This is a genomic window from Streptomyces sp. NPDC005878, assembly GCF_040629815.1.
GTDB lineage: Bacteria > Actinomycetota > Actinomycetes > Streptomycetales > Streptomycetaceae > Streptomyces.
In genome coordinates this window covers 88711-114304 of the sequence record NZ_JBEXWK010000023.1, presented here as the reverse complement: position 1 = coordinate 114304, position 25594 = coordinate 88711, and the positions used below count along the sequence as shown (strand labels likewise).

22 protein-coding genes and 1 pseudogene are annotated in these 25594 nt (G+C 68.6%); 7 read left to right on the top strand and 16 right to left on the bottom strand.

The window, feature by feature from the left end:
- Positions 1 to 619 precede the first annotated feature (619 nt).
- The 5 genes from ABZ404_RS28230 to ABZ404_RS28210 all read right to left on the bottom strand — a co-directional run bounded on the left by ABZ404_RS28230 (position 620) and on the right by ABZ404_RS28210 (position 5178).
- Positions 620 to 1366 carry a hypothetical protein gene (locus ABZ404_RS28230; RefSeq protein WP_358833143.1) on the bottom strand — a complete coding sequence of 249 codons (747 nt, stop codon included), beginning with the start codon at positions 1364 to 1366 and terminating at the stop codon, positions 620 to 622.
- Positions 1367 to 1548: 182 nt separating this feature from the next.
- Positions 1549 to 2346: a tryptophan synthase subunit alpha gene (gene trpA / locus ABZ404_RS28225; protein WP_358833144.1), complete on the bottom strand. Its 798-nt coding sequence runs from the start codon at positions 2344 to 2346 to the stop codon at positions 1549 to 1551.
- A 318-nt stretch (positions 2347 to 2664) separates the two neighbouring features.
- Positions 2665 to 3144 carry a hypothetical protein gene (locus tag ABZ404_RS28220; RefSeq protein ID WP_358833145.1) on the bottom strand — a complete coding sequence of 160 codons (480 nt, stop codon included), beginning with the start codon at positions 3142 to 3144 and terminating at the stop codon, positions 2665 to 2667.
- A 259-nt stretch (positions 3145 to 3403) separates the two neighbouring features.
- The gene (locus ABZ404_RS28215; RefSeq protein WP_358833146.1) at positions 3404 to 3832 is read right to left on the bottom strand and encodes a hypothetical protein; all 429 of its coding nucleotides are present in this window, start codon (positions 3830 to 3832) and stop codon (positions 3404 to 3406) included.
- 83 nt (positions 3833 to 3915) lie between these two features.
- Positions 3916 to 5178 (bottom strand): MFS transporter, encoded by a 1263-nt coding sequence (locus tag ABZ404_RS28210; RefSeq protein WP_358833147.1) that lies wholly within the window; start codon positions 5176 to 5178, stop codon positions 3916 to 3918.
- A 416-nt stretch (positions 5179 to 5594) separates the two neighbouring features.
- Here ABZ404_RS28210 and ABZ404_RS28205 point away from each other — a divergent pair, with 416 nt between their 5' ends.
- Positions 5595 to 6791, top strand: a complete 1197-nt coding sequence (locus ABZ404_RS28205) for an aminotransferase class I/II-fold pyridoxal phosphate-dependent enzyme (RefSeq protein WP_358833148.1) — start codon at positions 5595 to 5597, stop codon at positions 6789 to 6791.
- 224 nt (positions 6792 to 7015) lie between these two features.
- On the top strand, positions 7016 to 7330 hold the full coding sequence (mihF, locus tag ABZ404_RS28200; protein ID WP_358833149.1) for an integration host factor, actinobacterial type: 315 nt from the start codon (positions 7016 to 7018) through the stop codon (positions 7328 to 7330).
- Between the two features lie 40 nt (positions 7331 to 7370).
- Here the strand turns inward: mihF and ABZ404_RS28195 are convergent, their stop codons facing one another.
- Genes ABZ404_RS28195 through ABZ404_RS28185 form a run of 3 tightly spaced genes read right to left on the bottom strand, consistent with a single transcriptional unit; the run spans position 7371 to position 9613 of the window.
- Positions 7371 to 8048, bottom strand: coding sequence for a hypothetical protein (locus ABZ404_RS28195; RefSeq protein WP_358833150.1), 678 nt, complete (start codon positions 8046 to 8048; stop codon positions 7371 to 7373).
- A gap of 37 nt (positions 8049 to 8085) precedes the next feature.
- Positions 8086 to 9102, bottom strand: coding sequence for an alpha/beta fold hydrolase (locus ABZ404_RS28190; protein ID WP_358833151.1), 1017 nt, complete (start codon positions 9100 to 9102; stop codon positions 8086 to 8088).
- Positions 9103 to 9106: 4 nt separating this feature from the next.
- Positions 9107 to 9613 (bottom strand): GNAT family protein, encoded by a 507-nt coding sequence (locus ABZ404_RS28185; RefSeq protein ID WP_358833152.1) that lies wholly within the window; start codon positions 9611 to 9613, stop codon positions 9107 to 9109.
- Positions 9614 to 9831: 218 nt separating this feature from the next.
- Here ABZ404_RS28185 and ABZ404_RS28180 point away from each other — a divergent pair, with 218 nt between their 5' ends.
- On the top strand, positions 9832 to 10200 hold the full coding sequence (locus ABZ404_RS28180; protein WP_358833153.1) for a hypothetical protein: 369 nt from the start codon (positions 9832 to 9834) through the stop codon (positions 10198 to 10200).
- Positions 10201 to 10219: 19 nt separating this feature from the next.
- Here the strand turns inward: ABZ404_RS28180 and ABZ404_RS28175 are convergent.
- The 3 genes and pseudogenes from ABZ404_RS28175 to ABZ404_RS28165 all read right to left on the bottom strand — a co-directional run bounded on the left by ABZ404_RS28175 (position 10220) and on the right by ABZ404_RS28165 (position 13519).
- Positions 10220 to 11223 (bottom strand): annotated as a pseudogene (locus ABZ404_RS28175) (IS5 family transposase).
- Positions 11224 to 11378: 155 nt separating this feature from the next.
- The gene (locus ABZ404_RS28170) at positions 11379 to 12044 is read right to left on the bottom strand and encodes a hypothetical protein (RefSeq protein ID WP_358833154.1); all 666 of its coding nucleotides are present in this window, start codon (positions 12042 to 12044) and stop codon (positions 11379 to 11381) included.
- A 254-nt stretch (positions 12045 to 12298) separates the two neighbouring features.
- A complete protein-coding gene (locus tag ABZ404_RS28165; RefSeq protein WP_358833155.1) occupies positions 12299 to 13519 on the bottom strand; it encodes a hypothetical protein in 1221 nt (406 codons plus the stop codon).
- Between the two features lie 530 nt (positions 13520 to 14049).
- Between ABZ404_RS28165 and ABZ404_RS28160 the strand changes: the two genes are divergently transcribed.
- Entirely contained in the window at positions 14050 to 14835 is a 786-nt protein-coding gene (locus tag ABZ404_RS28160) for a helix-turn-helix domain-containing protein (protein ID WP_358833156.1), read from the top strand.
- 126 nt (positions 14836 to 14961) lie between these two features.
- On the opposite strand, the gene ABZ404_RS28155 is transcribed toward ABZ404_RS28160, so the two are convergent.
- The 3 genes from ABZ404_RS28155 to ABZ404_RS28145 form a co-directional block, all read right to left on the bottom strand.
- Positions 14962 to 15330: a hypothetical protein gene (locus ABZ404_RS28155; protein ID WP_358833157.1), complete on the bottom strand. Its 369-nt coding sequence runs from the start codon at positions 15328 to 15330 to the stop codon at positions 14962 to 14964.
- A 484-nt stretch (positions 15331 to 15814) separates the two neighbouring features.
- Positions 15815 to 16735 (bottom strand): helix-turn-helix domain-containing protein, encoded by a 921-nt coding sequence (locus tag ABZ404_RS28150; RefSeq protein ID WP_358833158.1) that lies wholly within the window; start codon positions 16733 to 16735, stop codon positions 15815 to 15817.
- Between the two features lie 957 nt (positions 16736 to 17692).
- Complete coding sequence (locus ABZ404_RS28145) at positions 17693 to 19606, bottom strand: helix-turn-helix domain-containing protein (protein ID WP_358833159.1); 1914 nt, start codon at positions 19604 to 19606, stop codon at positions 17693 to 17695.
- 728 nt (positions 19607 to 20334) lie between these two features.
- Between ABZ404_RS28145 and ABZ404_RS28140 the strand changes: the two genes are divergently transcribed.
- Positions 20335 to 20883 (top strand): helix-turn-helix transcriptional regulator, encoded by a 549-nt coding sequence (locus tag ABZ404_RS28140; protein ID WP_358833160.1) that lies wholly within the window; start codon positions 20335 to 20337, stop codon positions 20881 to 20883.
- 195 nt (positions 20884 to 21078) lie between these two features.
- Positions 21079 to 21642, top strand: coding sequence for a hypothetical protein (locus ABZ404_RS28135; RefSeq protein ID WP_358833161.1), 564 nt, complete (start codon positions 21079 to 21081; stop codon positions 21640 to 21642).
- A 59-nt stretch (positions 21643 to 21701) separates the two neighbouring features.
- On the opposite strand, the gene ABZ404_RS28130 is transcribed toward ABZ404_RS28135, so the two are convergent.
- A complete protein-coding gene (locus ABZ404_RS28130; protein WP_358833162.1) occupies positions 21702 to 22898 on the bottom strand; it encodes a cytochrome P450 in 1197 nt (398 codons plus the stop codon).
- A gap of 364 nt (positions 22899 to 23262) precedes the next feature.
- Positions 23263 to 24183 (bottom strand): helix-turn-helix domain-containing protein, encoded by a 921-nt coding sequence (locus ABZ404_RS28125; protein ID WP_358833163.1) that lies wholly within the window; start codon positions 24181 to 24183, stop codon positions 23263 to 23265.
- 650 nt (positions 24184 to 24833) lie between these two features.
- Between ABZ404_RS28125 and ABZ404_RS28120 the strand changes: the two genes are divergently transcribed.
- Positions 24834 to 25580 (top strand): helix-turn-helix transcriptional regulator, encoded by a 747-nt coding sequence (locus ABZ404_RS28120; protein ID WP_358833164.1) that lies wholly within the window; start codon positions 24834 to 24836, stop codon positions 25578 to 25580.
- Positions 25581 to 25594: the final 14 nt, after the last annotated feature.

The window sequence follows — 25594 nt, the reverse complement described above, 5'->3', positions numbered from 1 at the left end:
TGCCAGCCAGGCGAGCGCCGGGCCTCCAACGGACACCGACACTGCCACATGACGCCGACTCGTCTTCCCACGGGGGCTGGACTGCCCGTACCGGGGTGGTGCCAAGTGCGCTGAGCATGGTCCGGTCAGTGTTCCGGTGGTGCGCAGGGACTCGTCCATGCCTCGGGAAGCCAGGCTGTAGCGCCTTCCGCGAGGCCGGACGCGGAGCGGTAGCGCAGCCTCAGCTGGACCCAGCCGTGGGCCTCGCGGAGTTTGATCCCGCGGTCGAGATAGAAGAGTTGTCCGATCGGCGCGAAGTCGGGACCGGGGCCAGACCGTGCGGGGACCGCGTCGCGGTTCACGTACCGCGCGAGGTAGCTGACTGCCGTTACTGCGGCCGTGGGCGATTCGGTGGGTGCGGGGTCATCAGTGCGATGGCCGAGGGCGAAGAGCTTCACGACGGACCTTCCCTGGGGGACAGGACGGCTCTTTCGCCGACCGCGATCGTGTGCAGAACAGGGTCGCGGCACCTCGCTGATCGGGACAACCGTCCCGGTCGTACACACGGGAGTTAGAGGCCCGCGCTCCCGGGCTGCGGCTCCGCTGTCGCGGCGCGCATCCCTTCTGCAGGGACAAGTCGTCAGCGGGGAGGGGCTGCGCTCGTGACCTTCTGCGTGCGGCACTTCCGGCGCTTGGCAGCTTCCGCCTTAGTGATCTTGTGCGCCTGGCCGCGGTTCACATCCCGTCCACGCCCCTTGAGCCACGTCACGATCTTCGGGGTATGGGTGCTGTCCAGCACCTTGATCGCGTACCGGACAGCGTCAGCGTTGGTGAGCAAACCTTGCAGCACCACTTCGTGATCCCCCGCAGACGATGGAGACGCAACGACGCCTTCCTCCTCATCGCCCGGAGCAAACGGGGACTTGTCGGTGACGCCACCCGTTTTCTCGCCTTCCGAGGCCACTCCCCCGTGCGCGGACTCTCGTGGCGCTGCGAGCGGCGGCGGCTGCCCGTCATCGACCAACGAGCCCTGGTACCCAGCCGCGGCCTTCTTCCTACTCTTCTGAGGAGCCAGCCCTGAGTCCTCCATCATCGCGGCCCGGTGTGCCTGGGGCTCGCTGGGATCCCTGCCGTTCAGGCGCCGACGCGCTCCGGCGGTGACGATGTCGAGCAGGCTGTCGGTGATCACTCCGCCGGTGAACGCAGCAGCCAGGCCCGCAGCGAGGCGAACGTAGTGGCCGTGGTGTGCCGACACGCTTCGATAGGCGGCGGTGCCGCTTGTGGTCGCAACGGCGAGCGAGGATGCGGAAATCGCAGACTCCAGCAGCCCTAGGGTGATCTCACGAATCAAGCGCTGGGCGAGGGAACCTCGGTCGTCATAGAGCATGGGCATGGCCTCCTCGGGGGTGACGGCGTACACCGGCCAGGGGGATAGGCAGTCCAGGTGCGGCTGTCAAGAGATCGCCTTCGTCGGCGGCTTCTCCGGGTACCTACAGGGGAAGGACCTCCGAACGCCGCGGTCACGAGACCGGAGGGGCGATCGCGGCGTGTCTCTGCTCGGCGGTCGCGTCACGCTGCGGCTCGCGGAGTGTCTGGGCGATGGAGCCCTGCGGTGAGGGTGCGCGCGAGGCTGGCCACGGCGTCGGCTTGCTGCCGGGGCCCATGCGCCGCTTCCATGGCGCGAATGAGGGCGGATCCCACGATAGTGACGTCGGCGATGCGGCTGACCTCCTGGGCTTGCGCAGGAGTGGAGATGCCGATGCCGACTCCGATGGGCAAGTCGCTGGCAGCCCGCAGGCGCTTCACGAAGGTGGGAAGCGCGTCGTGGAGGGGGCCCGCCGAGCCGGTGACCCCGGCGACGGCGGGGGCGTACAGCATGCCGCCGGCGGCCGCGCAGATACGGGCGAGGCGTGCGTCGGTTGTCGAGGGGGCGACGACGAACACCGTGTGCAGGCCGACGTGCCGGGCCGCGCTAAGCCACGCGTCGGCTTCTTCGATTGGCAGGTCGGGCAGGATCACGCCGGCGGCACCGGCTTGCGCCAGGTCATGCGCGGCCCGTTCGAGGCCGTACTTGAACAGCGGGGGATAGTAGGCCATCACGAGGACGCTCGCCGGGGACGTGGCCAGGGACCGGATGCTCTCCAGGAGATGCCGGACGCGGAATCCGGCGGCGAGTGATTGCGCGGCGGCCCGTTGGATAACTGGACCGTCCATCGTGGGCTCGCTGTAGGGCCAGCCGAGCTCGATCACGTCGGTGGTTTCGGCAAGGCGGTGCAGGATCCGCAGGCTGTGGGCCTGGTTGGGGTAGCCCGCGGGTAGATAGGTGGCCAGGGCCGCCCGGTGGTTGGCACGGGCGCGCGCGAGCACCTGGTCGAATCGGGCGGGCGCGCCGGCCGCGGGTCCTCCTGGTGTAAGGCGTGGGCGGCGCCATGTCGGGTTCATGGGGTGAGGCAAGCAGACTGTGCGGGCCAGCGGGGGGCTCGCGGCTTCGCGTCTCACCGCCTGGATCCGGATTCGGGGGTGTTGTTCCGCCGGGCGGTACAGCACCTCGTTGCCGGTTTGTGGGTCAGCCGTGCCGGGATGTCGTCCGGCGGACAAACCAGGATGCCGGATCCTGCGAAGGCCGTCCGCCGGTCGCCGGGAGTCGCGTGGGGAGTAGCACGGCTGGTACCCCTGAGCCCATGCTCAACCGCAGTGGACGCCGTTCTTCGAGACCTCGTAGTGCGCGCGGACGTGGCCGGGCGCACCGAGGTTCATGTCTCCGACCACGTTGATGCAGGCATGCGGTGACTTCACGTAGACCGGCCCCGCCCATCGTGTGTAGACCTGCCCGCGCGCGTATCCGTCGGACTCGCCGTCCTTGTAGGTGGGGCTGTGCAGGCCCACGCCCAGGCCCCAGGCCTGGCCCCGCAGTTCGGGAACCGGCTTGGATATCGCGCAGTTCTTCTTGGTCTTGGCGCTGTAGTAGACGTACACGTAGCCGCCCGTGCGCGGCCCTTCCTTCCCCGAGACCTTCGTCATGGCGTGCTTGCCCACGTAGCCGTAGGTCGAGCCGCACAGCGAAGTGGAGGTGGCGGCCGCGGCGGTCGGCGCGTTCGCGACCATGCCGGCGATCGCGGCGGCACCGACTGTGGAGGCGGCGAGGACTGCGCGGAGCTTCTGCATCGGATCACACATCCCTGGTGTGGAGTAGCCCATGTGATGGGCGGGGCGATCCGAGCCTGTCGCTGTTGGCCAGCGTGCAACTCGGTCCACCGCGCGACGTCCCAAGAGGTGGATCCGCATTCGCCGTCGGCGTTCCGCGCGACGGACCGAGTTGCTGCTGATGGTCGGCGGCCATTGCCCCGTTGCGGGGCGTGCCGACAGCTTCGTCCCTGAGCTGGTCGTACGTCAGGCCCGCACGCAGTGAGGGGGTGGGGGACGGTCAGTTGGGCATGCAGGGCTGCAGCGCGCGGACGGCTCGTGCGATCAGGTCGATTTGCTCGGGCAGCGGGGCACGGGCGCCCAAGTCGCCCAGGTCGGCGAGCGCCTCGCCGATCAGCGGGATCAGGGTGGTGGTGTCCGCGTCCGCGAGAGGCTGTTGGACGGCGCTGATGTGGAGGGCGAGGATCAGCGGTCCGGCCGCGTCGTCTAGGTGCTCGGTGAGGGCGCGCAGGTGCGTGATCGCCTCCTGCCGAAGCGGGTGGGACTGGCTCGTCATTGGATTGGCCAGAGGGCTTCCCACGGCGTGCAGCAGAAGCTGACGGCCGGTGTTCCAGCCGTGGTGCACGGCTCCGGGCTGGTCGGGGTGGCTGCTGGCCGGGAAGATCGTGTGGGACGGCGGGATCTGGTCGATGCGGGTGATGGCAGGCATGTGTTCCTCGCTATCGGTGCCGCCGGTCGGTCCGGCAGGCGCGCGAGGGACGCTAGGAAGCGCCCTACCTAGCTGGGCAACCGTCACGTCCGGCCGGGCGCGAGGTCCAGGTCCACGGCGTCGGGCACGGTGGGGGTGATGTCCATGCGCCGCTTCAGCGCGAGAAGGCCGGCGGCGGCGAGGGCCCCCAGGGCGAGACTCGTCGCCCACATGAGTTCCGGTCCTCCGGCATCGAGGGCGGCGGAGCTGATGAGGGGGGCGATCAGGGCGGAGATGCCCATCGTGGATGCCCAGATGCCGGTGTAGCGGCCCCGGGCATCGGCGGGTGCGAGGCGTTCGACCACTGTCATGATGCTGCTGAAGAACAGCACCTCGCCCAGGGTCCAGATGGCGGCGGCGAGGCCGTAGCCGATGAGGGACTGGCGGGCGCCGAGGTTTCCGCCCATGCCCAGGCCGAGGGTGATCGCGCCCGTGGCGCACACCACCAGCGGGGTACGGCGGTCGATCCAGGGTTGCAGGAGAGGCTGGAAGACGACGACGCCGATCGCGTTGATGAGGCTGATGATCCCGTAGGCCGATGGTTTCAGCCCGTCGTGGTCCATGGCCACGGGCAGTCCGAACAAGACCTGCTGGTACGAGCAGAGATACAGGAGCGTGAGGCCGGTCAGTGCGAGGAACCGCCTGTCGCGGAGCAGGGCCTGGTAGCCCGTGGCCGGGGAGTCGGGGCGTTTGTGGGGTGCTGTCGGGCGTGGGCCTGTTCCGATCCTGCGGATCAGCACGGTGACCGCGAAGGCCAGGTTGGAGGACGCGGCGACGTAGAAGAGCGCGGTCATGTGCCGGTCGGCGATGGCCGTTCCGACAGAACCGGCCACGCCTGCGCCGATGTTGGACGCCCAGTAGAGGCGGGCGTACGCCCGTCCTCGGGCGTCCTCGGGCACCACGTCGGCGACGAGCGCCAGGACGGCCGGGCGGGGTGCGTCGAAGAGGAGGCCGACGGCGAACGCGGCGGCGGTCAGTGTGGGGAGCGTATGCAGGGCGGGGAGCAGAAGGTACACCGTGGTCACGGCGGACAGGGTTACCAGGAGGGTCCGGCGTCGGCCGATGCGGTCGGCGAGCCATCCTGCGATGGCGGGTCCGATGGCCCATCCCGCCCCGAAGGCGGCACTGACCTGGGCCGCGTCCGATGCGCTGAAGTGCTGCTGGCGCACCAGGTACAGGGAGAGGAACGGCACGACGACGCAGCCGCTGCGGCAGATGGTGAAGCCGGCCACAAGCGTCCAGTAGGCGGCGGGCATCCGGAGCGGAGCAGGGCGGGGCTTGAGGGTGGGGCGGTTGTCACGGGCCACCGCTGCTCCTTGACCTTGAGTGAATTGCGGACGGGTGGGAGGCGCAGATGTGCGCTTGCGTCTGCCGCGCGGTGGGGCCGGGCGGGCTCGTCTGAGGATGCGGTGATCGTGAAGGAATCGGGGCGGGCGCCTGCGCGTGGCGCCACCTGGCGGGAGATGATCTTCACGCCGGTTCCGTGGCACGGGCCGTGCCTTGGGTGTCCAGCGGGGTGGCACCGTGGTCCGGCTGTCGGCCGCGAGGCGCGGGGGTCGGTCGCATCCGTGGTCCGGTGACTGTGTCCCGCGGGGCGGAACGACGGGTGCGATCGCAAGGCCAGGGCGTGGGACGTTCTCCTCTGGCGAGCCTGTCCGGCGTGCGGCGGGGTGAGGGTGGGGCGGAACTCGGCCGACCCGCGATAGAGATCGGACCCCTCTTGATGGACCTGCTGGAGAAGTGCCGTGCCTATGCCCGGGCTGACGAGGCACGCGATGTTGGGCTCTATCCGTTCTACCCGGCCTTTCAGGGCCCGTCCGAGGGCGGTCAGGCGGTGCTGGACGGCGCCGAGGTCTGCATGCTCGGCAGCAACAACTATCGTGCGCTGAGCGAGAATGCGCAGGTGATCGGTGCCGCGCAGGACGCGATCGCCCTGTACGGGACGTCCGCGACCGGATCCCGGCTGCTGAACGGGAACCTGGATCTGCATGAGAATCTCGAGGCGGACCTCGCCGACTTCTTCGGCTACGAGGCGGCCCTCATCTTCAGCACGGGCTACATGACCAACCTGGGCGTCGTGTCCGCCCTGGCCGGGCGCGGCGACCAGGTGTTCCTGGATGAGAAGGCGCATGCCTCGCTGATCGACGGCGCCCGGCTGGCGGCAGCCTCCGGCGCGGTAGTGCGCGCGTTCGCGCACAACGACCCCGATGACCTGGCCCGTCAGCTGGCGGCGGCGCCGACGGCCTCTTCCTTGGTCGCCACGGACGGGGTGTTCTCGATGGAGGGCGCCCTGGCTCCGGTGGCCGAACTCGTGACGGTGTGCGAGGAGTTCGGTGCCACCTTGCTGGTCGACGACGCCCATGGGGTGGGAGTGTTCGGGCGGGGCCGCGGGGTGGTCGAGCAGGCCGGTATGCGGGGCCGGGTGCCGCTGATGACCTTGACCTTCAGCAAGGCGTTGGCGTCGCAGGGAGGCGCGGTGCTGGCCGATGCCAAGACGATCGACTTCCTGCGGCACACCTCTCGGCCGCAGATCTTCTCAGCCGGGCTGAGTCCGGCCGACACCGCGGCCGCGCACGCTGCGCTGCGAGAGGTCCGCCGGCGCGCGGAAGCGGAGCCGGACGTGCTGGCGGCGGCCGAGTACCTGCGCCGGGCCCTGGACGCGCTGGGCTACGACGTGGTCGGCAGCGCCGGCCCGGTCATTCCGGTGCGGTTCCCCGACCAGCTTTCGATGCTGTCGGCGCATCGCGTCCTGATCGAGCACGGGGTGTACACCAACGCCGTGTTGCCGCCCGCCGGCGAGGACCACCAGCTGAGGATCGCGTGTACGGACGCGCACACCCCCGACGTGCTGGAGTCGGCGATCGGCGTCTTCGCCTCGCTGCGCGAGGAACTCCTCCCCCGCTACCGCCGGGCGGCGTAACCGTGTCGGCCACCGGGGTCACCGGGGCCAGTTGCGGGCTCGGGCGGCGCTCGCCCGAGCCCTCACGGAGCGCGGATGCCACCTGGTGCTCGTCGCCCGAGACTGCGCGGCCCTCATGAAAGACCCCGCCCCGTCGCGGCCCCGTCCGGGAACCACGACCGGCGGATCGCCCCACTCTGCCGAGGTCCGCGACCGCGAGATCTCACCCAGAAAGGTAGGACACCATGGCCCTTCCCGCCCTCACCAATGACGAGCGCGACGCCGCGCGCCAGAAGGCCATCCTCGCCCGGCAGGCACGCAGCGCCGTGCGGGCGAGCCTCAAGGCCGGAACCCTGACACTCGCCCAGGTGCTGGACCGGGCGGACAGCGTCGTCGGCCGCATGCCGGTGCGACAGCTCCTGACCGCACTGCCCGGCATCGGCCAGGTCCGCGCCACCCGGTCGATGAACGCACTGGGCATCCCTGAGGGGCGCCGTGTCCAGGGCCTGGGGCCCGCCCAGCGAGCCAAGCTCCTGGAGGAGTTCCCCAGCGCCGCGTAACGCGCCGGCCCGGTGACCGGCGCCGCGGCGCCGGTCTCGGTCAGCTGCCTGCGGGGAGCTTGCCGACGGCGGTCTTGATGTGGCGGTCCACCAGGGCGGGGGCGCCCACCAGCATCACCGCGACATTGCCCTTGCGGACCGCCATCGTCTTGAGTACCTGCGCCCCGGAGGGCAGTTCCATCGTCGAGGTGTAGGCGAACTGTTCGTCGCCCAGTTCCGGGGTGACCGACTTGGACACCTTCACCTCGATGGGGGTGGTGCCCGACGTCATCGTGTAGGTGGGGCACGACGTGTAGGCGCCGAACAGCTCCCGCAGCTTGCTGGAGAGCACCGAGGGGCGATCGCTGTGCACTTCCTCGCCCAGCGTGGCGTCCCGGTCGTAGGTGAAACTGGCCTCCGCCTTCGCGGCGAACATGTTCTCCTCGCCGCTCTGGCCCAGCTTCTCCAGCGCGGGGCAGTCCTGCACCGAGATGTCGTCGAACTTCCCGCCCCCGGGTTCCTCTTGGACCTGGACGTATCCGGATCCGAGGTCCGCCTGGGTGAGCAGCAGGGGGCGTAGGGCGCCTTCGGCGAGCGGCTTCGCCTCAGCCGCCGGCTTGGCCTGCGGCTTCGCGTCGCCGCCGTCTCCTCCCCCGCTGCTGCACCCCGTGATGAGTACGCCGAACACCGCGGTGCCCAGCATCCACCGTCGCGTCCCGGACGTTGAGATATGCATCATGTGGCTCAACTCCCTCCCCGATTGCCGGGACATGACACTACTGCCTCATGTCGATCCTCTCCTCCCGGCCCACGCGTGTCGCGGTCGCGCTGCCCCGGGCGAGCCGGTGCTCGTACCAGGGGAGGCGTCCTCCGGCGCCGGGGGTACCGAGCTTGGGGAACAGCAGCTGGGCGGCGGCCCGCAGGATGGTGTCGGCGGCGCTCGGCGACGCAGCCGGTCGGCGGCGAGAGCTCTCCACCAGATCGGCCAACAACATCGCGAGTAAGGCTGGTTGTTCGGTCGGAACCCGGTGGGTGGCCCCCTCGATCACGTGCACCCGCGCGTGGGCGAGCTCGGCGGCGAGGCGGCACGTGTGCACGGGCGGGATGACCCGGTCCTGCGCTCCCGTGACGAGGTGGACGGGGATGTCGCGCAGGGCGGTGAGGCGGCCCGCTACGTCGAAATCCATGATGGCCCGGAACCAGGCGGCCGCCACGTCGGTGGTCGGCCGCGGTGCCGCCGAGGGGGCCAGGAGGTCGCGCAGGTAGCGGGTGGAGCGCGGCGCACGGGTGCAGACCTCTGCTATGGCGGTGCGCGCGCTGCCCACGACGCGGGCGATCGGCGGGTGTCCGGCCAGGCTGAGGTCCATCTGGCCGCTGCTGGCGCTCACCAGCAGCAGGCCGGCCGGCTGCACGTCGGTGGTGTGTCCGCCCGTCGCGGCGCTCGTCAAGGCGGCCATCGCCCCCATCGAGTGCGCCGTCACGATCGCCGGGGTATCCGGGCTGAAGGTGCTCAGTACGGCCTGCAGGTCGTCGGCCAGCACGTGCATGTCCGCCGGGGCGTGACCCGGGGTGGAGGCTCCGTGTCCGCGCTGGTCGAAGGTGAGGATGCGTGTCCGGTTGTCGGCGGGGAGGTGGCGAAGCACGTCGTCCCACACGGCGGCGGAGGCTGACCAGCCGTGCGCCAGGATCACCGTCGCCTCGGGTGGGGTGCTCGGCTCGCGCCGGTAGACGGCCAGGCGCGCACCGTCCGGTCTCGTTAGGTGGAGGAGTTCTGCCTGCTCGTTCAGGTTCATCGGGCTACTCGACGGGGACCGTGAGGTCGACGGTGGAGCTGTGAATGGCCGGCCGGGTGGCGCCGAGTGTCTTCATGATCTTGAGCATGCGCACGTTGTCCGAGCCGGTCATGACAGTCATGGAGGAGCAGCCGAAGGCGCGGGCCTGCGCGCGGGCATACTGAGCCAGCGTGGTGCCCAGGCCCTGGTTCTGCCACGGGTCCTCGATCATGATGCCGAGCTCGGCGGTGTTGGGCTCGGTCGTACGGACCAGATTGGTTGTCGCGATGAGCTGCTGCGGATCATCCTCCGGGTGGGTGACCCAGGTGAGGCTGCGGTCGGGGCGGGTCAGGTGGTGGAACTCGGCGAGGCGCAGTGAGCGCCGGGCGGCCTGGTAGCGGGCGAAGCGCGTCGCGAGTGAGCAGCGGTCGTGTAGCGCGTTCACCGCGTCGAAGTCGTCGAGCGTTGCGGGGCGGGTGATGGTCCGGGTCCCGGTGTGCGGCAGGACGGGCTGATGGGGGACGGTGGTCATCGGGGCAGGGGTGGGCACAGTAGTCCTCGGCTTGGAGAGGGGGAAGCGGGGGGCTCAGGACACGGTGCTGGACTGCCGCAACCGCCGGTAGCCCCTGCGGGGGCTACTGACCGGGGTCCGGCACCGCCAGTTACGGCGTCGTACCCCGTGGCGGGATCCCGGCCCATCGCAAGGGAGTCAGTCCTGCGCGGTCGCCCCGGAGTGGGAGGCTGTCGTCCATGACGAAGCTGAACATCGAAGGACTGGACTGGGCGGCCGTGTTGGCGGCCCTGTTCAACCACACGGAGCCGTTCGGGATGGGCGCCCACGACCCGCTCGCCCATACGAAGCTGTCGGTTCAGGAGGCGCAGGAGATTCTGGACGCGGTGGAACCGCGGGCCGTCACCGATCTCCCCGTGCCGGGTCGTGCCTACATCGAGCCGGGCGGCGGCGTGCACACAGGACGGTACCTGCGCGGCCACTCACTGGAGCTGGTCTTCGACAAGGACACGGTCGAGGTCGGTCATTACGACCGGGACAATGGGGCGGGACTCGCCGAGAAGGTGCTCGCCCGGCTGCGGGAGACCGGTGAGGTGACCCCCGCCTAGGGCCTGTGTGATGTCGTGATCAATCGGCTGCTTGCAGGAGATCTCCGAGCCAGATCATCGAGGCGCGGAGTTCGAGGCCGGCGAGGTAGCTCTCGGGCGTCTTGTCGAAGCGTGTGGCGATGCCGCGCCAGTCCTTCAGCCGGTTGATCAGTCGCTCGACGGTGTTGCGGTCACGGTAAAGCCCCGCGTCGAAAGTGACGGGACGACCGCCCCGGCTGCCCTTCTTCTTACGGTTGGCAGCCTATTCCTTCTTCTCCGGAATGACCGCCTTGATGCGGCGTCTTCGCAGGTGAGCGCGGTTGGCGCGGGACGAATACGCCTTGTCCGCAGCCACCGGGCCCGGCCGGCTGCGGGGCCGACCGACCGGCAGACGGACGCGGATCTTCTTCAGCACGGGGACGAACTGAGGGCTGTCCGCGGCCTGACCGGCGGTCAAAACGAACGACAGAGGCCGACGCCTGCGGTCGGCAGCGAGGTGAATCTTGCTGGTCAATCCGCCGCGGGACCTTCCGAGCAGGGCTTCCTTCAGCCGGAGCCTGCGTCGGCGGCGGACGCGTCGGCGTTCTTCCTGCTCAGGCCCGTTTCCTTCGCCCCGCCCGTTCTGTTCCGCCTCGTCGCCCCTTTTTGCCGGGCCTGTTCCTGCTCGGCGGCGGCTTCCTCCAGAGCCTCCATGACGTCCTTGCCGACGATCATCCCGGCGGCGTCGTGGTGAGCGCGGACCGTCGTAGAGTCCACGCTGACCAGGGATAAGTCTGTCTTGCCCTGGCGGGCGGCTTCGGCGATCAGGCCCTCCAGCAGCGCGGTGAAGACGCCGGCGTTGCGCCAGACTCGGAAGCGTCCGTAGACGGTCGGCCAGGGCCCGAACTCGCCCGGCATCTCACGCCACTGCGCGCCTGTTCTGAACCGCCAGATCACCCCCTCGAACTGATCCCGCAGCCGCTCGGGGTACGGGCCGTACTCGCCTATCGGCAGGAACGGCTCGATCAACTTCCACTGTCCGTCGGTGAGTTGCCTGCGCGTCACGATCGTCTTCCTACCGGATCCGCCTTCCAGACGGACCCGGATGGGCAAGATTGATCACGACATCACACAGGCCCTAGTCGGATCGGCGGCCCCTCGCGGGCGAAGGGGCGGCTCCCGGCGGGGGTGCGCTTGTACGGGCGGCGGCGAGCCGGCTGCTACCGCCTCTCGTGGCTGGCCTGGCCCGGGGCGAGCGCCTGGGCCGCGGTGGCGAGGTGGGACTGCAGGAGGGCGGCGCCGTGCTCGTCGTCGGTGTGGGCCGCGTTCAGGCCCGCCAGGATGATCCCGGGCGCGCTGATCCGATTCCACATGACGACGTAGGCCTCCGGGTCCGTGGGCGGCGTTGCGGGCATCAACCCCCGCACCTTGCGCCCTGGGCCGAGGGCTGCGGTGAGCTCGGCGACGCTCATGGCCAGGAATCCGTTGCCCTCGACGGTGACGCGGTGGTCGAGGAGTTCTTCCCTGGTTGCGCCGTCCGGCGGCTCCTCCGGGCGATGGTGGCGCAGGGGCGGGGCCACGGTCAGTGCCTTGACGGTGCGGGCTTCGTGCGCGGTGCGCTCGGCGTCCTCGCGGGATCCGGACTGCAGGAAGCGGGCCCCCGCATCGAGCAGGAACCCGAAGGTGCCTTGCAATCGGAAGGTGAGGACTTCGCGTGTCGGCTGCTTGGGGACGCTGCGCGGGACGACGGAGCGGCCGGTGGCTTCCAGTTGCTCAAGGACATCGGGCCAGGGTGCGGGGGCCGTGCCCGTCGCAGGGCGGCCCAGGATGTTCCCGGCCGGCTCAACCCGGATGTCCGCCAGTGCCTCGTTCACGGCGTTGTGCATGGTGAGCCCCCTTCTGGGATGTACGAGCAGCCGCCATCTTCTCGCTCAGGGTGTGGCGCGGTGCAGTGGGGGTCCTCCACCGTCAGCGGCCCGGCGGGGTGCTCCGGGGGCCTGGCCGGGCGTGGGTGTTGCCAGGGCCGGTGGGGCTGGGCGTTGTGCCGGTGCCGAGCCCCTGCGCGTGAGCAGGGAGGGGGGTAGTTCGGCGGTGAAAAATGCGCGAGAGCACATGCTCGGGGCTCCTTGCGGGTTGGTGGTTATGCGGAGAGGCGTGCTGAGCGGAGCTCGGCGGCGGCGCTGCGCAAACGGGCGGTGCACTGCGGATAGTCCATGCCGGAGACGAGGACGTGCCCGCTGCGCTGCAGCGGGCCCACTGGGCGCTCGGCTGGATAAGGGCGGAGGGTTGCGTACGGGGTGAGGTGGGGGTGCGTCGCGGCGTTCGGCGGCAGCAGTGCGGCACTGCCGGGACCCTGGAGGAAACGTACAGCTGTCGCCCCGAGGCGGTTCTCGTCGTCGTGCAGGGTCCGGCCGCGGGCGTGATGGCCGGCCTGGGAGATGAGGTCGATCCCGGTCACCTGCTGGATCAGCATGCCGAGCAGGGGGTCGGTGAGATGGGTTGAGACACTGATGACGCGTGGCCCGGTAGAGGTGATCCGCAGGCGGATCTGGGCCGGTCCCGAGCGGTGTCCCAGGGCGGCCAGCGCGCGGCTTGCGGCGTCCTCGACGGCGGGCGCGCAGACGTCTTCAGCGTCGACGACCACTTCCACCGGGACCAGTGCGGGCTCGGCCTGCGGATCGAAGGTTGCGTGGGAGATTGCGACGACCCTGGGACCGGATGGGAAGTCGGCGGTGTACGCGGTCGCCTCGATGCCGTCGAGCAGTGGCTCGATGACCGTGCCGGTGCCGTGCCAGGTGGCGGCGGTGGCCGCCGAGAAGGCTTCCGCCAGTTCGGGCAGGCCTCTCACCTGGCGTGCGGCGTACCGCACGCGGGGCGAGGCGGGCTTGCAGACCAGTGGGAAGCCGACTTGGTGGGCTGCTTCCAGGGCTTGGTCGTAGGTGTCTGCGTGGAGGGCTCCGCTGTTGTCCACGCCTGCGGCGGTGAGCAGTTGCGCCGTGCGATGGCGCAGGGTGGTTGCTTCGATAGTCGCGGTGGGCGGTGCAGGCAGGGCGAGCTCGCGGCGGAGCAGGTCGATGGTGCGGGAATGGGCGGGGTGGAAGGTGAGCGCGCCGACGAGGGGTCGGGTGCTGGCGAACTTCTGAACCGTGCTGAGGACCTGGTACGGGTCCATAAGACTGGCGGTCCGGGCCTCGGCCAGGAGGGGCTGCTGCCAGGTTGGCGGCTCCGCATCGATGAGGAGCAGCGGCCCCACTGCGGCGAGGCGTTGCAGGGCGTACTCCCACTCCGCCTGCGGCCCGCTGCCCAAGACGACGAGATACCCGGCGGGGCCGTCGTCCCGGTAGGGCGCGTGGGTGTTCACGGGCGGTGCTCCAGAGGGGTAGGAAGTGGTGCGCTCGCTGGCGGTGCCAGAGGGTGTGGTCACTCTCGCCGGGTGGTCGGGGCGGGGCAATGGCTCCTCGCTCCGATTCCCTGCGCACGGTCGACATGCGGCTCGTTGTGTCGCGTAGCGGGACGTGAACCGAATTCCCGATTGCTGCTGGCGGGACGCGGTCCACGCCATGGGAGAGTGCGGTATTTACGCAGGTCACACGGGGTTTCTCTGGGAGTCCGGTCCATGGGGTGGGACTCGGCACGACGAGGCGGTGCTCCCACGTCCCGCTGCGCTGCGCGCGGTCGCGCGCCTCTGCGAAACCGCCATTGACCTGCTGTTTTACTTCCCAGGTGCCGCCAACTGCCGCGGCCAGCCATGTGTTTGGTGGGTCACTGGAAGACCCTCTTCCTGGAAGGGGTGGTTCCTCCACAAGATCGGATCTGCACGGTAGAGATGTAGTTGGCGGGACCCGTGAGGCGGGATCAAGCCCCGCTCGTGCCAACCAGGAGGGACTGTCAGTGATCGACGCCGAGCTTGTCGAGGCCGCCGGCACGGTGGATGACGGCATGACCGCCCACGCCCGGGTCTACCTCGTACTCCAGACCTTGAACAGCATGGGCCCCGGACTGCACCCGCTGCGGCGCATCATCGACGAGTCCGGAGTCACCAAGTCGACGGTCCACCGCATCCTGCGCGCCGGGGTGGAGGCCAAGCACCTGATCTACCGCGCGCCGGGCCGCTACGGCATCGCCACCGACGTTGCCAACCACCGTCCGGATGCGAGCGTCCACCTCAATCTGCCGCACGACAGCGCCCTCGACCGTGAGACCACCGTGCTGCAGCGGCAGACCGCCCAGGTCGCGATGGCGTTCAGCGCCGTCCTGATCGACGACACTCCGGGGCGGCTGATGCTCGACCACACCTACGGCCGCCGCAGCGACTTCCAGGCGGCCTTCAACCACGCCGACGTCGACACCAAGGTGGCCTTGCGGTACGCGCCGCTCACCGCGGACGCGGCCGGGCTGGCGATCCTCTCGCACCTCGACGGCGCTCCGCAGAGCCACCTGATGCGGGAGATACGCTCCGAGGGGTACGTGCTGACTCAGTCGCCGCTGCCGGACTGGAAGATGCTCGGGGTGCCGCTGTGGCGCGGCTCGACCGTGTACGGCTCGCTCGTCGTCATGGGGCTGCGCCCGCAGATGGAACGCAACCGGCGTGAATACGCCGCGGCCGCGCTGGCCTGCGCCGCACGGCTGAGCGCCCGTTGCGAGCTGGGCAGCGGTGCCATGCGGCTCGCGAGCTGACACGCACGGCCTGCACCCGCAACCGCGCCGGCCCGCGCCGGAGCCGGGACGATCTTCGCCGAGCAGCAGCCGCGACCGTGAAGTCGCAGGCAGTCAGCAGGGCTTGCCACCCTCTAAGGATCGCGCTCAGTCATCGTCCGCGGCGCTCCCGACCCACGCAACCGGCGTCCCCTCCCCGTTGACGCCCCAATGAGGGTCCTCTGACTCGTGCCCCGCGTCCAGGACACAGATGCGCCCCCACCGGCCATGTTTGCCGGGACAGCCCCGCTGAAGGATTGCGTGGTCGCCGGCCCGGAGCGCCTGCTCGTGCCGATCCTGCAGGGCCTCATACTGAGGGCGCAGGTGCAGCCCGAGCCGGAGCTCCTCCAGACGGATTTCCTCGCCCAGACGACGGACTTCCGGGTCGGCCAGCAGAATCTGGATGGTGGTCTGCGCCTCTCTGCCCGTGGCGCCGCGATCGGCGCCTGCGCGCCCAAGGTTCGCGTGCTTCTCCATGATGCTCGTCCCCTCTGCCCGGATTCCGCGGAGACACTCCCGTGCGGCGACCATCCTCGCCTACCCGGTTGTGTCCGGCGGGCCGGTCTTCCGCGTCCGTTGTCGAAGCGGCCAGCGGCACAGGCTGGACGGCTCCGAGCATGCGGCCTCCAGGCCGCTGCGCGCTCCGAGCGAGGGCGGGAGCGACACCCGTACGCGGCTCGCTGGAGGGCTGTCTTCACCGAAGACCGCGAGCTGGCCCAGGAGGCTGTTCGCTGCGCGTACGCGGTCTCTGACCAGCTCGAACGGCCCATCCGCGATATCCCGATGTCGCGCCGCTGCTCGGGTTCCCGATGCCGGTCAGGTGTGTGAGCCCGCCGACTACGTCAGCGTGCCGGGTCATCGGTCTGGCCGCTCGAACCGAGCGGGCCCGCGCAACATCGGCAGAGCGTGCCGCCCGCCTGCCGTGGAGGGGCGCCGATACCTCTGGTGGGGAGTGGTCGGGTCAGGCCGCGTGCTGGTCGTGGGACGCGCAGCGCTCCGGCGTCAACCGCTCGTCGAGGTCGATGAGCACGAGGGTGAGGCGCGTGAACCCGAGACGCTGGAGCGAGCGGGGGGTCTCTTCGACCAGTCGGCATCCCTGGCGGCCGACGCCCGGCTCGGGGTGACGCAGTTCGCGAACCGCGCCCTCGTGGTGGACCAGGTCGGCGCCGGTGCCCAGGACCCAGTTCGGCATGTCGGTGAGGTAGGCGTCGCGGAGCGCGGCATGGCGATACACATCGCGGCGGATGGCCTGGAGCCCGTTGTCGTCGCTGTGCCGCTCCAGGCTGGAGGAGAGCTGGGCGAGCATGGCGAGTTGCCACTTGAGGTGGTCGATGAGGATCGCCGGGGCGTCCGGGTGGAAGAGTCCGAACCTCAGGAAGTTGCGCGTGGGCATTGCGGTGGGGTGGGCCCGCACGCCGCTGAACAGGTCCCGGAAGGCCTTGTTCGCCATTTTCACGTCCCACGCCTGGTCGATGACGAACGAGGGCAGCGAGAGCGCGTCCATCATGACGGTGTAGTCGCCCAGGAAGGCGGCGACGGCGGGATCTTCCGGCTCAGGGCGGTAGAGCGCAGCGCGCAGCTCCGGCTGCGGTGCGCGGCCGACCGCGTAGAGGAACAGCAGGGTGGTTTGGTACTCGGTCATCTCGAGGGCTTCCGCCAGGGCGTAGAGCTTCTCATCCGTCCACTCCTTGACCTGCCCTCTCTCCCAGTTCCCGTAGGCGCGTTCACTGATGTCCAAGCGCTCGGCAACCTCGATCTGACGGAGGTTGAGGTGCTCGCGTCGCCCCTTGAGAAAGCTTTGCAGACGGTATGTCTGCATCTCCGCGGCGAGGCCCTCTGCGGTCGACTGCGGGCGGGCGGCCTGGCGCACGTCCGTATACATGTACGTCTCACCCCTCGATAATGCAGCGCTGTTCGTGGCCGCATGGATGGCCGGTTGGGTGCCCCACGAGACTTGCAGGTGCGAACTGCGGCTGTGCGATGCGGTGTTGACCGTTGCCTCCGGATCCTGATCCAGCCAGTCGAACACGTTGGCGGGCTGGCCATTGCTCGCTGGGGTGCGCCGCTTGTCTTCATGTTCCTTCGTCGCCCTAGGCTGTGGCACGTCCTGCCCACTCCCCCGCATCAACCCCGCTGATTACGGATTATCCGTTTGAACGGCGCAAGTTCACGCTGCCTGTTGGCACCTCTTGTCCTGAGGAAAGTTCCGCCGGGACTTCTCCGTGCGGCGTCCGTAAACAACGGTAGGCATATGCTGCGCGCGCTGCCATTTCGGCTGTGCACAATTTGACTGAAGGACACCCTCAGCAATGCACCACCTTGCTTGATCCGGAACAGATGGTGCACCTTCCCCTTGAGATCGTTTACGGGAGTGCACAGCAACTCTGAAAATTGCAGACTGTAGGCTCCATTTCCCTCCAGTCGCCAGGCAGTCGGCCGCCGGCTTGTTACACTCGACACGATCGCGCCGAGCCTTCACTAGTCAGTTCCCGTCGATCACTGACCCCTCATCGTCACTTTGTGAATTTGTCGACACGGTAAGCGAAGGGCGTTCGGGCTGATGAAACGACCGCATCATCAGTACTGAATGACGTGTCCAACCACGAGGCACATTTGTGGGTGCGGTGAATATTTCACTGGCCGCTCTGATCGTGAGCGAAGATGCTACGGGCCGGCATCCAGGAAACCGTGCACACTCCGCCTTGTTCGCTCGCACGTGGCCCACCGAGGTGGATGCATTGCGATATTTAGGCATTCACGGAAATTCCGGCGACACGAAAACTGGTTGTCATGCCTTTGGCAGGCATCGTGGGCGTCGGGTCTGCTTGGTCGCCCCGATTTAGGCCACGACGCACAGCCCGGGTGATCGCTCACTGGAAGGGGCAATGGGGCGACCATGTGTGGCATGCAGCGAAATCATCAGGTCGCGCACTCCTGACAGCGTACTGAGATCACGTTGTATGTAGTTCTCCAGAGCCCGGAGATGCGAGCGGACTGTGACCTCGGACAGCTCAAGCTGCCGAGCGGCGGGTTCGACATGGGTGTCGAAGCTCAGCCAGGACTCGGCAGTGGCCAGCAGATCGCGGCGGTCGGCCCGCACCGGCTTGAGCAGGGTCTCGGCCCAGGCCTTGACCGGAGGCGTGGTCAGCAGATTAGTCAGCTGCGGCGGGTCGCCCCCGGGAAGGTCGGGCGATGCGGATTCGCGGTGGGTGACCAGTTCCATGGCGAGGGCCACAACGATGCGATCTGTGACCACACTGAAGTTCATGCGTAGCAGCTCGGCGGCCCGTGCAACGCGCCGGGTGACGGTATTGCGGTGCAGCTTCAAGCGGCGGGCAGCGACTGTGTAAGGGAAGGCGAGTGCCGTCGGCAGGGTTCCCCGCACGGAATCCCAGTGTGTGGGGTCGCGCATGAGGGGCGCGAGGAGGCTGTGGGCCCACTGCTGTGCTTCGAGCTGCGGGAGAAGGGTCACGAGTTCGGAGTCGTGCACGGACAAGGCGACCGAATCGGGCTGCAGGGCTGCGAACGTCTGTACGGTGACGGCCTCGTGCAGAGCGTCGGCAAGCAGGCTCATAGAGTAGATGCCGCTGCCGCCCAGTGAAGCGCTCGGCCCTAGCGCCCTCACGAGATGGGTCAGTTGGTCGCCGACGCTGCTGCTGCTCTCCTGTCCTGCAGGGATTGGATGCACGATCACGATGCGCCGATCGCTGTGCTGGTCACAAACGATGAGACAGCGGCGGCCGACGGCCGTGTTGCAACGGCGAATGGCGACATCCCGGTTTCCCGGCTGGGTGTCGATGACGAAGATCCGCACGGTGTCGGCGTCCAGGAGCCCTGGGGCCAGGTTGGCCATGACCCGCCTGGCCTTGGCAACCTCCCCGTCCAGGAGGAGTGCGAAGGCGGCATTGCGGGCGGCGCGGGAAGCGTCCGAAGCGGCTCGGTACTCCCCGACGGCCTGGTCTACCAGGCCAAGGAGCTTGGCCGCGTACCGCATCAGTCGCAAGTCGGCCTTCTCGAAGGGGGTGCGCCGGGCGACGGCGAGCACCGTGTCGGCGGTGGAGGCCGAGGCGAGCGAGATGAGCTGGGTGTGGGGTCCACCGGTTGCCTGAGTGGCCGAGCGGTCGACGGACTGCCGGATGATGGCGCCGGCGAGGTGCTCGGCTGCGGTGGCAGGCGCTGCGGCAAGTACCCGCTCAGGCTCGCTCACCAAGACCTGGGCATCCAGGACGCGGGCGAGCCAGTCGACTATGCGCTGGATTACTCGAGGGTCGGCGAGCTGGGCTGGCAACTGCTCGAAAAGGGAGCCGAGTTGGGAGGCTCTGAGCTCTGCGGCCAGCAGGCGCATGCGCTGGATCTCGTCGTGCGTGCCCTCCCACGCCTCGGCGGACGCCGTGGTCACCAGAAGGGGAATGTCGCGGCGGGCAGCCTCGTCCACGATGGCCTGGGGGAAGGGCTGGCGCGTTCCCGGCTCGGCCCGGACCACGAGGGCGGCACTCGCATCGCGGCTCATCCGTTCGAGCAGCAGCTCCAGCACGGTGATGATCCGGCCGCGCAGGCGGAAGGACACGGTGCCGGTAATGAGGACCAACGCGCCCTCGGGCAGCGCCCCTGGCACGCCATCCTCCAAGAGCTCCTCGGGGGTGATGGCGAATACTCCGCTGACTTCGGTCGACGCCGCGGCCGCGGAGCCCGACGCGGCAAATGCGAGTTCGAGATCAGACTTGTGGTCAGGCAGCGAGCCCAGCGTCGGCATGGGGCACTCCTCGGAGGGAACCGGGTCGAAGTCGTGCGGTGTCGAGCGGCCCGTACGCCATGACCGGGCCGGAGGCGTCACGGCTTCATGGCTCCGTTCCCGCCGCACGGCTTAATCGCCCCGCGACGTCCGCCCATCCCCGCCGACAGGGCGGAGACGGACGGCCATCGATTGGGGCATGGGCAGCGCGAGTTGAGTGGTGGCCCGCCGGGCAGGGATCATGATCAAGAATCTCGATCGGATGTGGGAGGAACGTGCGAGCTCGGGGCAGGGGTTGCTCCCTCGCTCGCCGGTGCCCACGAGGTCCTGCAGGAAGGCGCGCTGGTCGATGCCGTGCAGCGAGTTGCGGCGCTGTTCCGACGGTCGCCCTGTGCTGCTGCGCTGCGCCTCCATTGCCATCACTTCCCCCTCGCCTGTGTCGCGCTCATGCGCCTGTCATCGCTGCGGCGAAGCGCCGGCCGTACCGTTCCTCCGGCATCGTTTCCAGAACGCTACGTTGCCGCGCGTGGCTCCCAAGTGATCGTTCCCCGTTGCGGTTTCGCGGGTAGGCCTTACAGGCTGTGTACGCGCTGGAGCACAGGGTCTCGATCACACTCGTGATCCTGCCTTGCGTCCTCGAGCGTGTCAACTAAAGTACACACAGCGCGTGTACGGCAGATGAGGGACGGGGTTGTGAGCGGACATCAGGTGGACGGCTTCCGGGTCCTGTCCGGCTACCGTGGTCTGCGGTGACTTTCAGCGGCCGTCCCTCGCTGGCGGAGAAGCTCAAGGCCCTGATGGCCTCCCGCCGGGACGCCAAAGGCCGCGCTCACACATCGCGTTCCCTGTCCGCGGCTATCGACGCGCTCCCGGGCGACCACGCCTCGGTCTCGCACGCCGCCGTCAACAAGCTGGCCAACGGCACCCAGGACAATCCCACGTTGCACACCATCGTGGCACTGTGCAGGGCACTGGGCGGCGTTCCGCCGGCGCACCTACTCCCCCACGATGCCTACAGCGACCTCGCCGCGCTGAAGGCCTTCGAGGACCCACGTGCACGTCACATCCTCGCGCTTCTCGGCGGCATGCCGGACAGCGCGGTGGACGACGTGGTGGCACATCTGAAACGGCGCCGCGCCGAGCTAGGGCTCGAGCCGGTGCGACCTCGTGACGAGGCGGCGGAGGACGAACATCTTCTCCCGGAGGCGCCAGAGGAGGCACCCAAGATCGGGCGTCGCCGTCGGCGCAGCAGCATCGAAGCCGCTGAATACGCGGCGGACTCATTGGAAGGGCTTTAAGTGGACGGCATAGTCTTCGGGACGTGCACAGTGGCCGGCGTGCTGGTCACAGCGCTCTGCATGCGGAGAGCTGTGGGTAATCCACGTGTCTCCACCTGGTCTATCGCGTTGGCCTTCGGGGTTTGCACGCTGGGAGTTCTCTTCGCGGTCCCGGCTGTCGCACACGCGGCCGAGAGCGCCACGGGGATCCCGAACGTGGCCAAGCTGATCGCGCACATCTGCGCCATCCTGTGGTGCGCGTTCCTCCAGGTCACCATGGTCGACCTGGCCTATCGGCCGGAGTACCTGCGCTCGGCGATCTTCCAGCGTGGCTTCGCAGCCGTTGTCTATCTGGCCATCATGGTGCCGCTCTTCCTGGCCACCAACGAACCCGACGTCGCCTTCACCACCGCGCATGCCGACAATGCGAAGGTCGTCGCGTACCTGCTGATCTACCTCTCCTATGTGCTGATCACGTGCGGCGAACTGGCGTTTATGTGCGGCCGCACCGCCCATCGCAACTGGGGCATCCGCCCCTGGAGCGGCGCGGGGTTCGCGCTTTCCGCTGCAGCCGCCTTGCTCGGCGTGGCCTACGCGATCTCCAAGGGCAGCTACCTCCTCTGCTACGCCCTGGATGCGCCCTGGTCGCTCACGGCTGAGGAGGCACTGAGTCCGACCGTGGCCGGACTGTCCATCCTGTGCCTCTTCTCGGGGCTGACCCTTCCCATGATCGGCGCCCTCCGCGATCACAGGAGGCAGAAACGGGCCCTCGCCGGCTGAGGATGACTGTGGCCCCGCTCGGCCGGGGCCACAGAAATGCGCGGAAGCGCGGATGGCTGTCAGGCCGGCTGTCCCTGTCCTGTGCGGAAGCTCACCGGCAGGCTCATCAGTCCGCGAGCTCGCAGGGAGCGTCGCCACTGCGGAGCGTCATCACTGTCGAGTTCGAGGAGCGGGAAGCGCTCGAGTAGTGCGGTGAGCGCAATCTCAGTCTCGGTCCGGGCAAGTGGAGCACCAACGCAGTAGTGGATGCCGTGGCCGAGTGCGAGGTGCCCCGTGGCGTCCCGCTCGATGTCCAGGCGATCGGGGTCTTTGAATCGGTCCGGGTCACGGTTGGCGGCGGACAGCGAGAGCAGCACGGTCTCCCCCGCGGGCACGGTCACGCCGCCTATCGTTACGTCTTCAGTCGGGAACCGGCGGATCGCCAGGAGGGCGGGCCCCTCATAGCGAGCCAGTTCCTCCACAGCCGCCTGAATCTTCGACGGATCCTGGCGAAGCGCAGCAAGTTGCTTGGGGTGCTCGAGCAGCGCCCGCACCGCATTGCCGATGAGCTGCACCGTGTTCTCGAAGCCGGCGAACAGGATTAGGAACGCCAGACTCGTCAGTTCGTCCTCGGACAGCCGGTCGTGTTCGGTGTCCCGGACCGCGATCAGGTCGGACAGCAGGTCGTCCTCTGGGCTGTGCCGTTTGTGCGCGATGAGCTCCGCGAAGAACTGCATCATGGCGCCGACGGCTTCCTTGGCGGCCTGCGGCCGACTTGAGTCCGGAGCAACCAGGGCCTGCGTCCACGCGCGGAAGTCGCCACGCTGCTCGCGTGGGATGCCCAGCAGCTCGCAGATCACCGCGATCGGTAGCGGCGCCGCGTAGGAGCTGATCAGATCTGCGCTCCCTTCCTCCCCCAGCTCTTCCAGGAGTCGGTCGGCGATCGCTCGGATCGGTGTGCGCAACTGATGGACACGGACAGGTGTGAAGGCCTTCCCCACCAGGCGCCTGATCCGGGTGTGGTCCGGCGGGTCCATGTTCAGCAGGTTCGCGTCGAGAGCCGGCGGAAGCCTCAGACCCTGGTAGTTGCCGGCCTGCGCGTGTTTCTTGTCCAGTGAGAGCCGCGGGTCGGCGAGTCCTGCTCTCACGTCTTCATACCGGGTCACGATCCAGGCCGGCTGCCCATCAGTGCCTTGAATTCGGTGCACTGGCGACGTGGTCCGCAGCTGCTCGTAGACGCCGTACGGGTCAGTGATCAAATCGTCAGCGAGATCCATGCCATCACCCTAGGTCGCCTTATGGTTCATGGCCGTCGCCGACCCGAGCCGTGGGACACAGCCAGGCATGTCGCCTCTGAGCTGGGGAGCGCGCATGGCTGCCGGGCAGCGGGTGACAGGGGGCCGGACGCTTTGGGGGCAACGCAGTCGATCCCGGGATCCCTCGGCCTGCGGCCACCGATCGCAGCGCCACACGGGGAGGAGGCGCAGACGGCTATCCCGGCCCCGCTAGGCGATCCGGAATCCGTCGCCTGGCAAGGATCTCCATCTGGGAAAGGTTCGCCTTGGCGTGCGCCTGCGCTATGGGTTTCGGGCACGGCGAGCGGGGGCGACCCTGCTCCTGCAGCGCGCCCGACTGCCGCGGTCAGGCCGCGTGAGGGTCGCGCGAATCGCAGCTCTCGGGAAAGAGTCTGTCATCGAGTTCGACGAGCACCAGGGTGAGGCGGATGAGTCCGAGGGCCTTCAATGACCGCGGGGTCTCCTCGACCAGCCGACATCCCTGGAGGCCGACCTTTGGATTGGGGTGACGCAGCACACGGACCGCTCCTTCATGGTGCACCAGGTCGGCGCCGGTGCCCAGGACCCAGTTCGGCATGTCGGTGAGGTAGGCGTCGCGGAGCGCGGCATGGCGATACACATCGCGGCGGATGGCCTGGAGCCCGTTGTCGTCGCTGTGCCGCTCCAGGCTGGAGGAGAGCTGGGCGAGCATGGCGAGTTGCCACTTGAGGTGGTCGATGAGGATCGCCGGGGCGTCCGGGTGGAAGAGTCCGAACCTCAGGAAGTTGCGCGTGGGCATTGCGGTGGGGTGGGCCCGCACGCCGCTGAACAGGTCCCGGAAGGCCTTGTTCGCCATTTTCACGTCCCACGCCTGGTCGATGACGAACGAGGGCAGCGAGAGCGCGTCCATCATGACGGTGTAGTCGCCCAGGAAGGCGGCGACGGCGGGATCTTCCGGCTCAGGGCGGTAGAGCGCAGCGCACAGGTCGGGCTGCGGTGCGCGGCCGACCGCGTAGAGGAACAGCAGGGTGGTTTGGTACTCGGTCATCTCGAGGGCTTCCGCCAGGGCGTAGAGCTTCTCGTCCTTCCACTCCTTGACCCGGCCGCGCTCCCAGTCGCCGTAGGCACGGCCGCTAATGTCCAGGCGCGCAGCGATGGCTTCCTGGGGGAGGCCTAGATGTTCGCGGCGTCCCTTGAGGAAGGTGTGCAGCCGCCTGGCCTGGATCTCCGAGGCCAAGAATTCCGCGGTCTCCTCCCAGCCGGCGTTCCGCTGAACGTCGGTGTGCATTGCGGTTCCCCCTTAACGATGCGGCTTTCTTCCGGCCGCGTTGGCGGCCATCGCTGGGACACACCGGGTGGTGCGGTCGCTACCAACCAGCGTCCGATGTGGCGTGGTACGACGCCCCAGCGTCTGTTCCGCCATGCTGTGCACGGTTGTGGACCTTCTGGTGCCGAGCGGCGTCAGCGAACCGGATCTCCCGTTCTGCTGCGGTGCCGACACGGCCTGAGTGCCTGTGCCTGCGGGCACCGGCCCGGGAGCGAACAGGTGCCGCGCCATGCAGCTGCCGTCCGACTCCGGCCTCGGTTATGCAGGGTTCATGTAGCGACTCCAAGCGGGCTCGACACCGGACTCGGTGGCTCACAGCCCGCAGGACCAGCGCACCGGACCCGGCACAGGGCGCGACACTGCAGAGCCGCGCAAGGGCAGGGATGGCCGAAACGGCCCCTGCCGAAGTCAGCAGGTAGACAGTTCGCCCACAAGCAGCGATCATGCTGCATGTCATCGACAGTGTCAACGTTTGTAGCCCTCATGGCGCGCTGTGAGTCACAATGGCTACAAAGTTGACCGATGGCGATGTGGGGTACATCTGAGAGGGGGTAGCGTGACGCCCGCTGATCATCAAGGAACATTCACAGAGAGCAGGAGACCGCCCTTTTATGGACACTCCCGACACCCTCGGGGAGCACGACCTTGCGAGGGTTGTAGCTGCGCTCACCGATCAGATCAGGGCGCTGGACCGTACCCCCGAGGGTTTGGTCGACTTCGACCACATCGAGTCGACGACAGGCATCGCGGCCGACACTGTGCGGCGCCTGTTCGCCGGTGAAGCGGTCCCGTCGGAAGAGCTCAACCACTCTTTCCCGGAGCGGTTGCAGTTCCTGCGCAGGACGCACCTGCGTGAGGACGGTAAGCAGTACTCCGCCGATCAGCTGGCGCAGCGTGTGGGCATCGCCAGGGCGACCATGACCGCGTTGATCCGAGGCGACCGCAACCCCAACCTGGAAGTGAACACGAGCCTGGAACGGCTGTTCGGCGTGACGCCGGGCTTCTTCACGATGAGTGGCGAAGAGGCATTGGTCAAAGCCCTTGAGCGCGTGAGCGATCAAGTGCTGGTCCTCGCCCAGCTCAAGGGAGTTCGCATCGAACATCTGGCCCTGCGCGGCAGCATCGCGGCCGGCAATGACGAGCTGGCGCAGGAACTCCGTGCAGCGCTGCTCAGCGGGCTCGCACCTCCGGCTCGGGCGGCCGAACCGCACCCCGAGGACACGGAGTTGCGCGAGCTCACCGACACCATGCGCGCCCTTCCCGCAGGCCGCCGACGCAGTGTGCTGAACGTGGTACGCGGAGTTCTGGGCCTGGCACACGACGACGTGCCCAACAGTCCGGACCATCCCAAGAGGTGATGCTGTACGGCGTG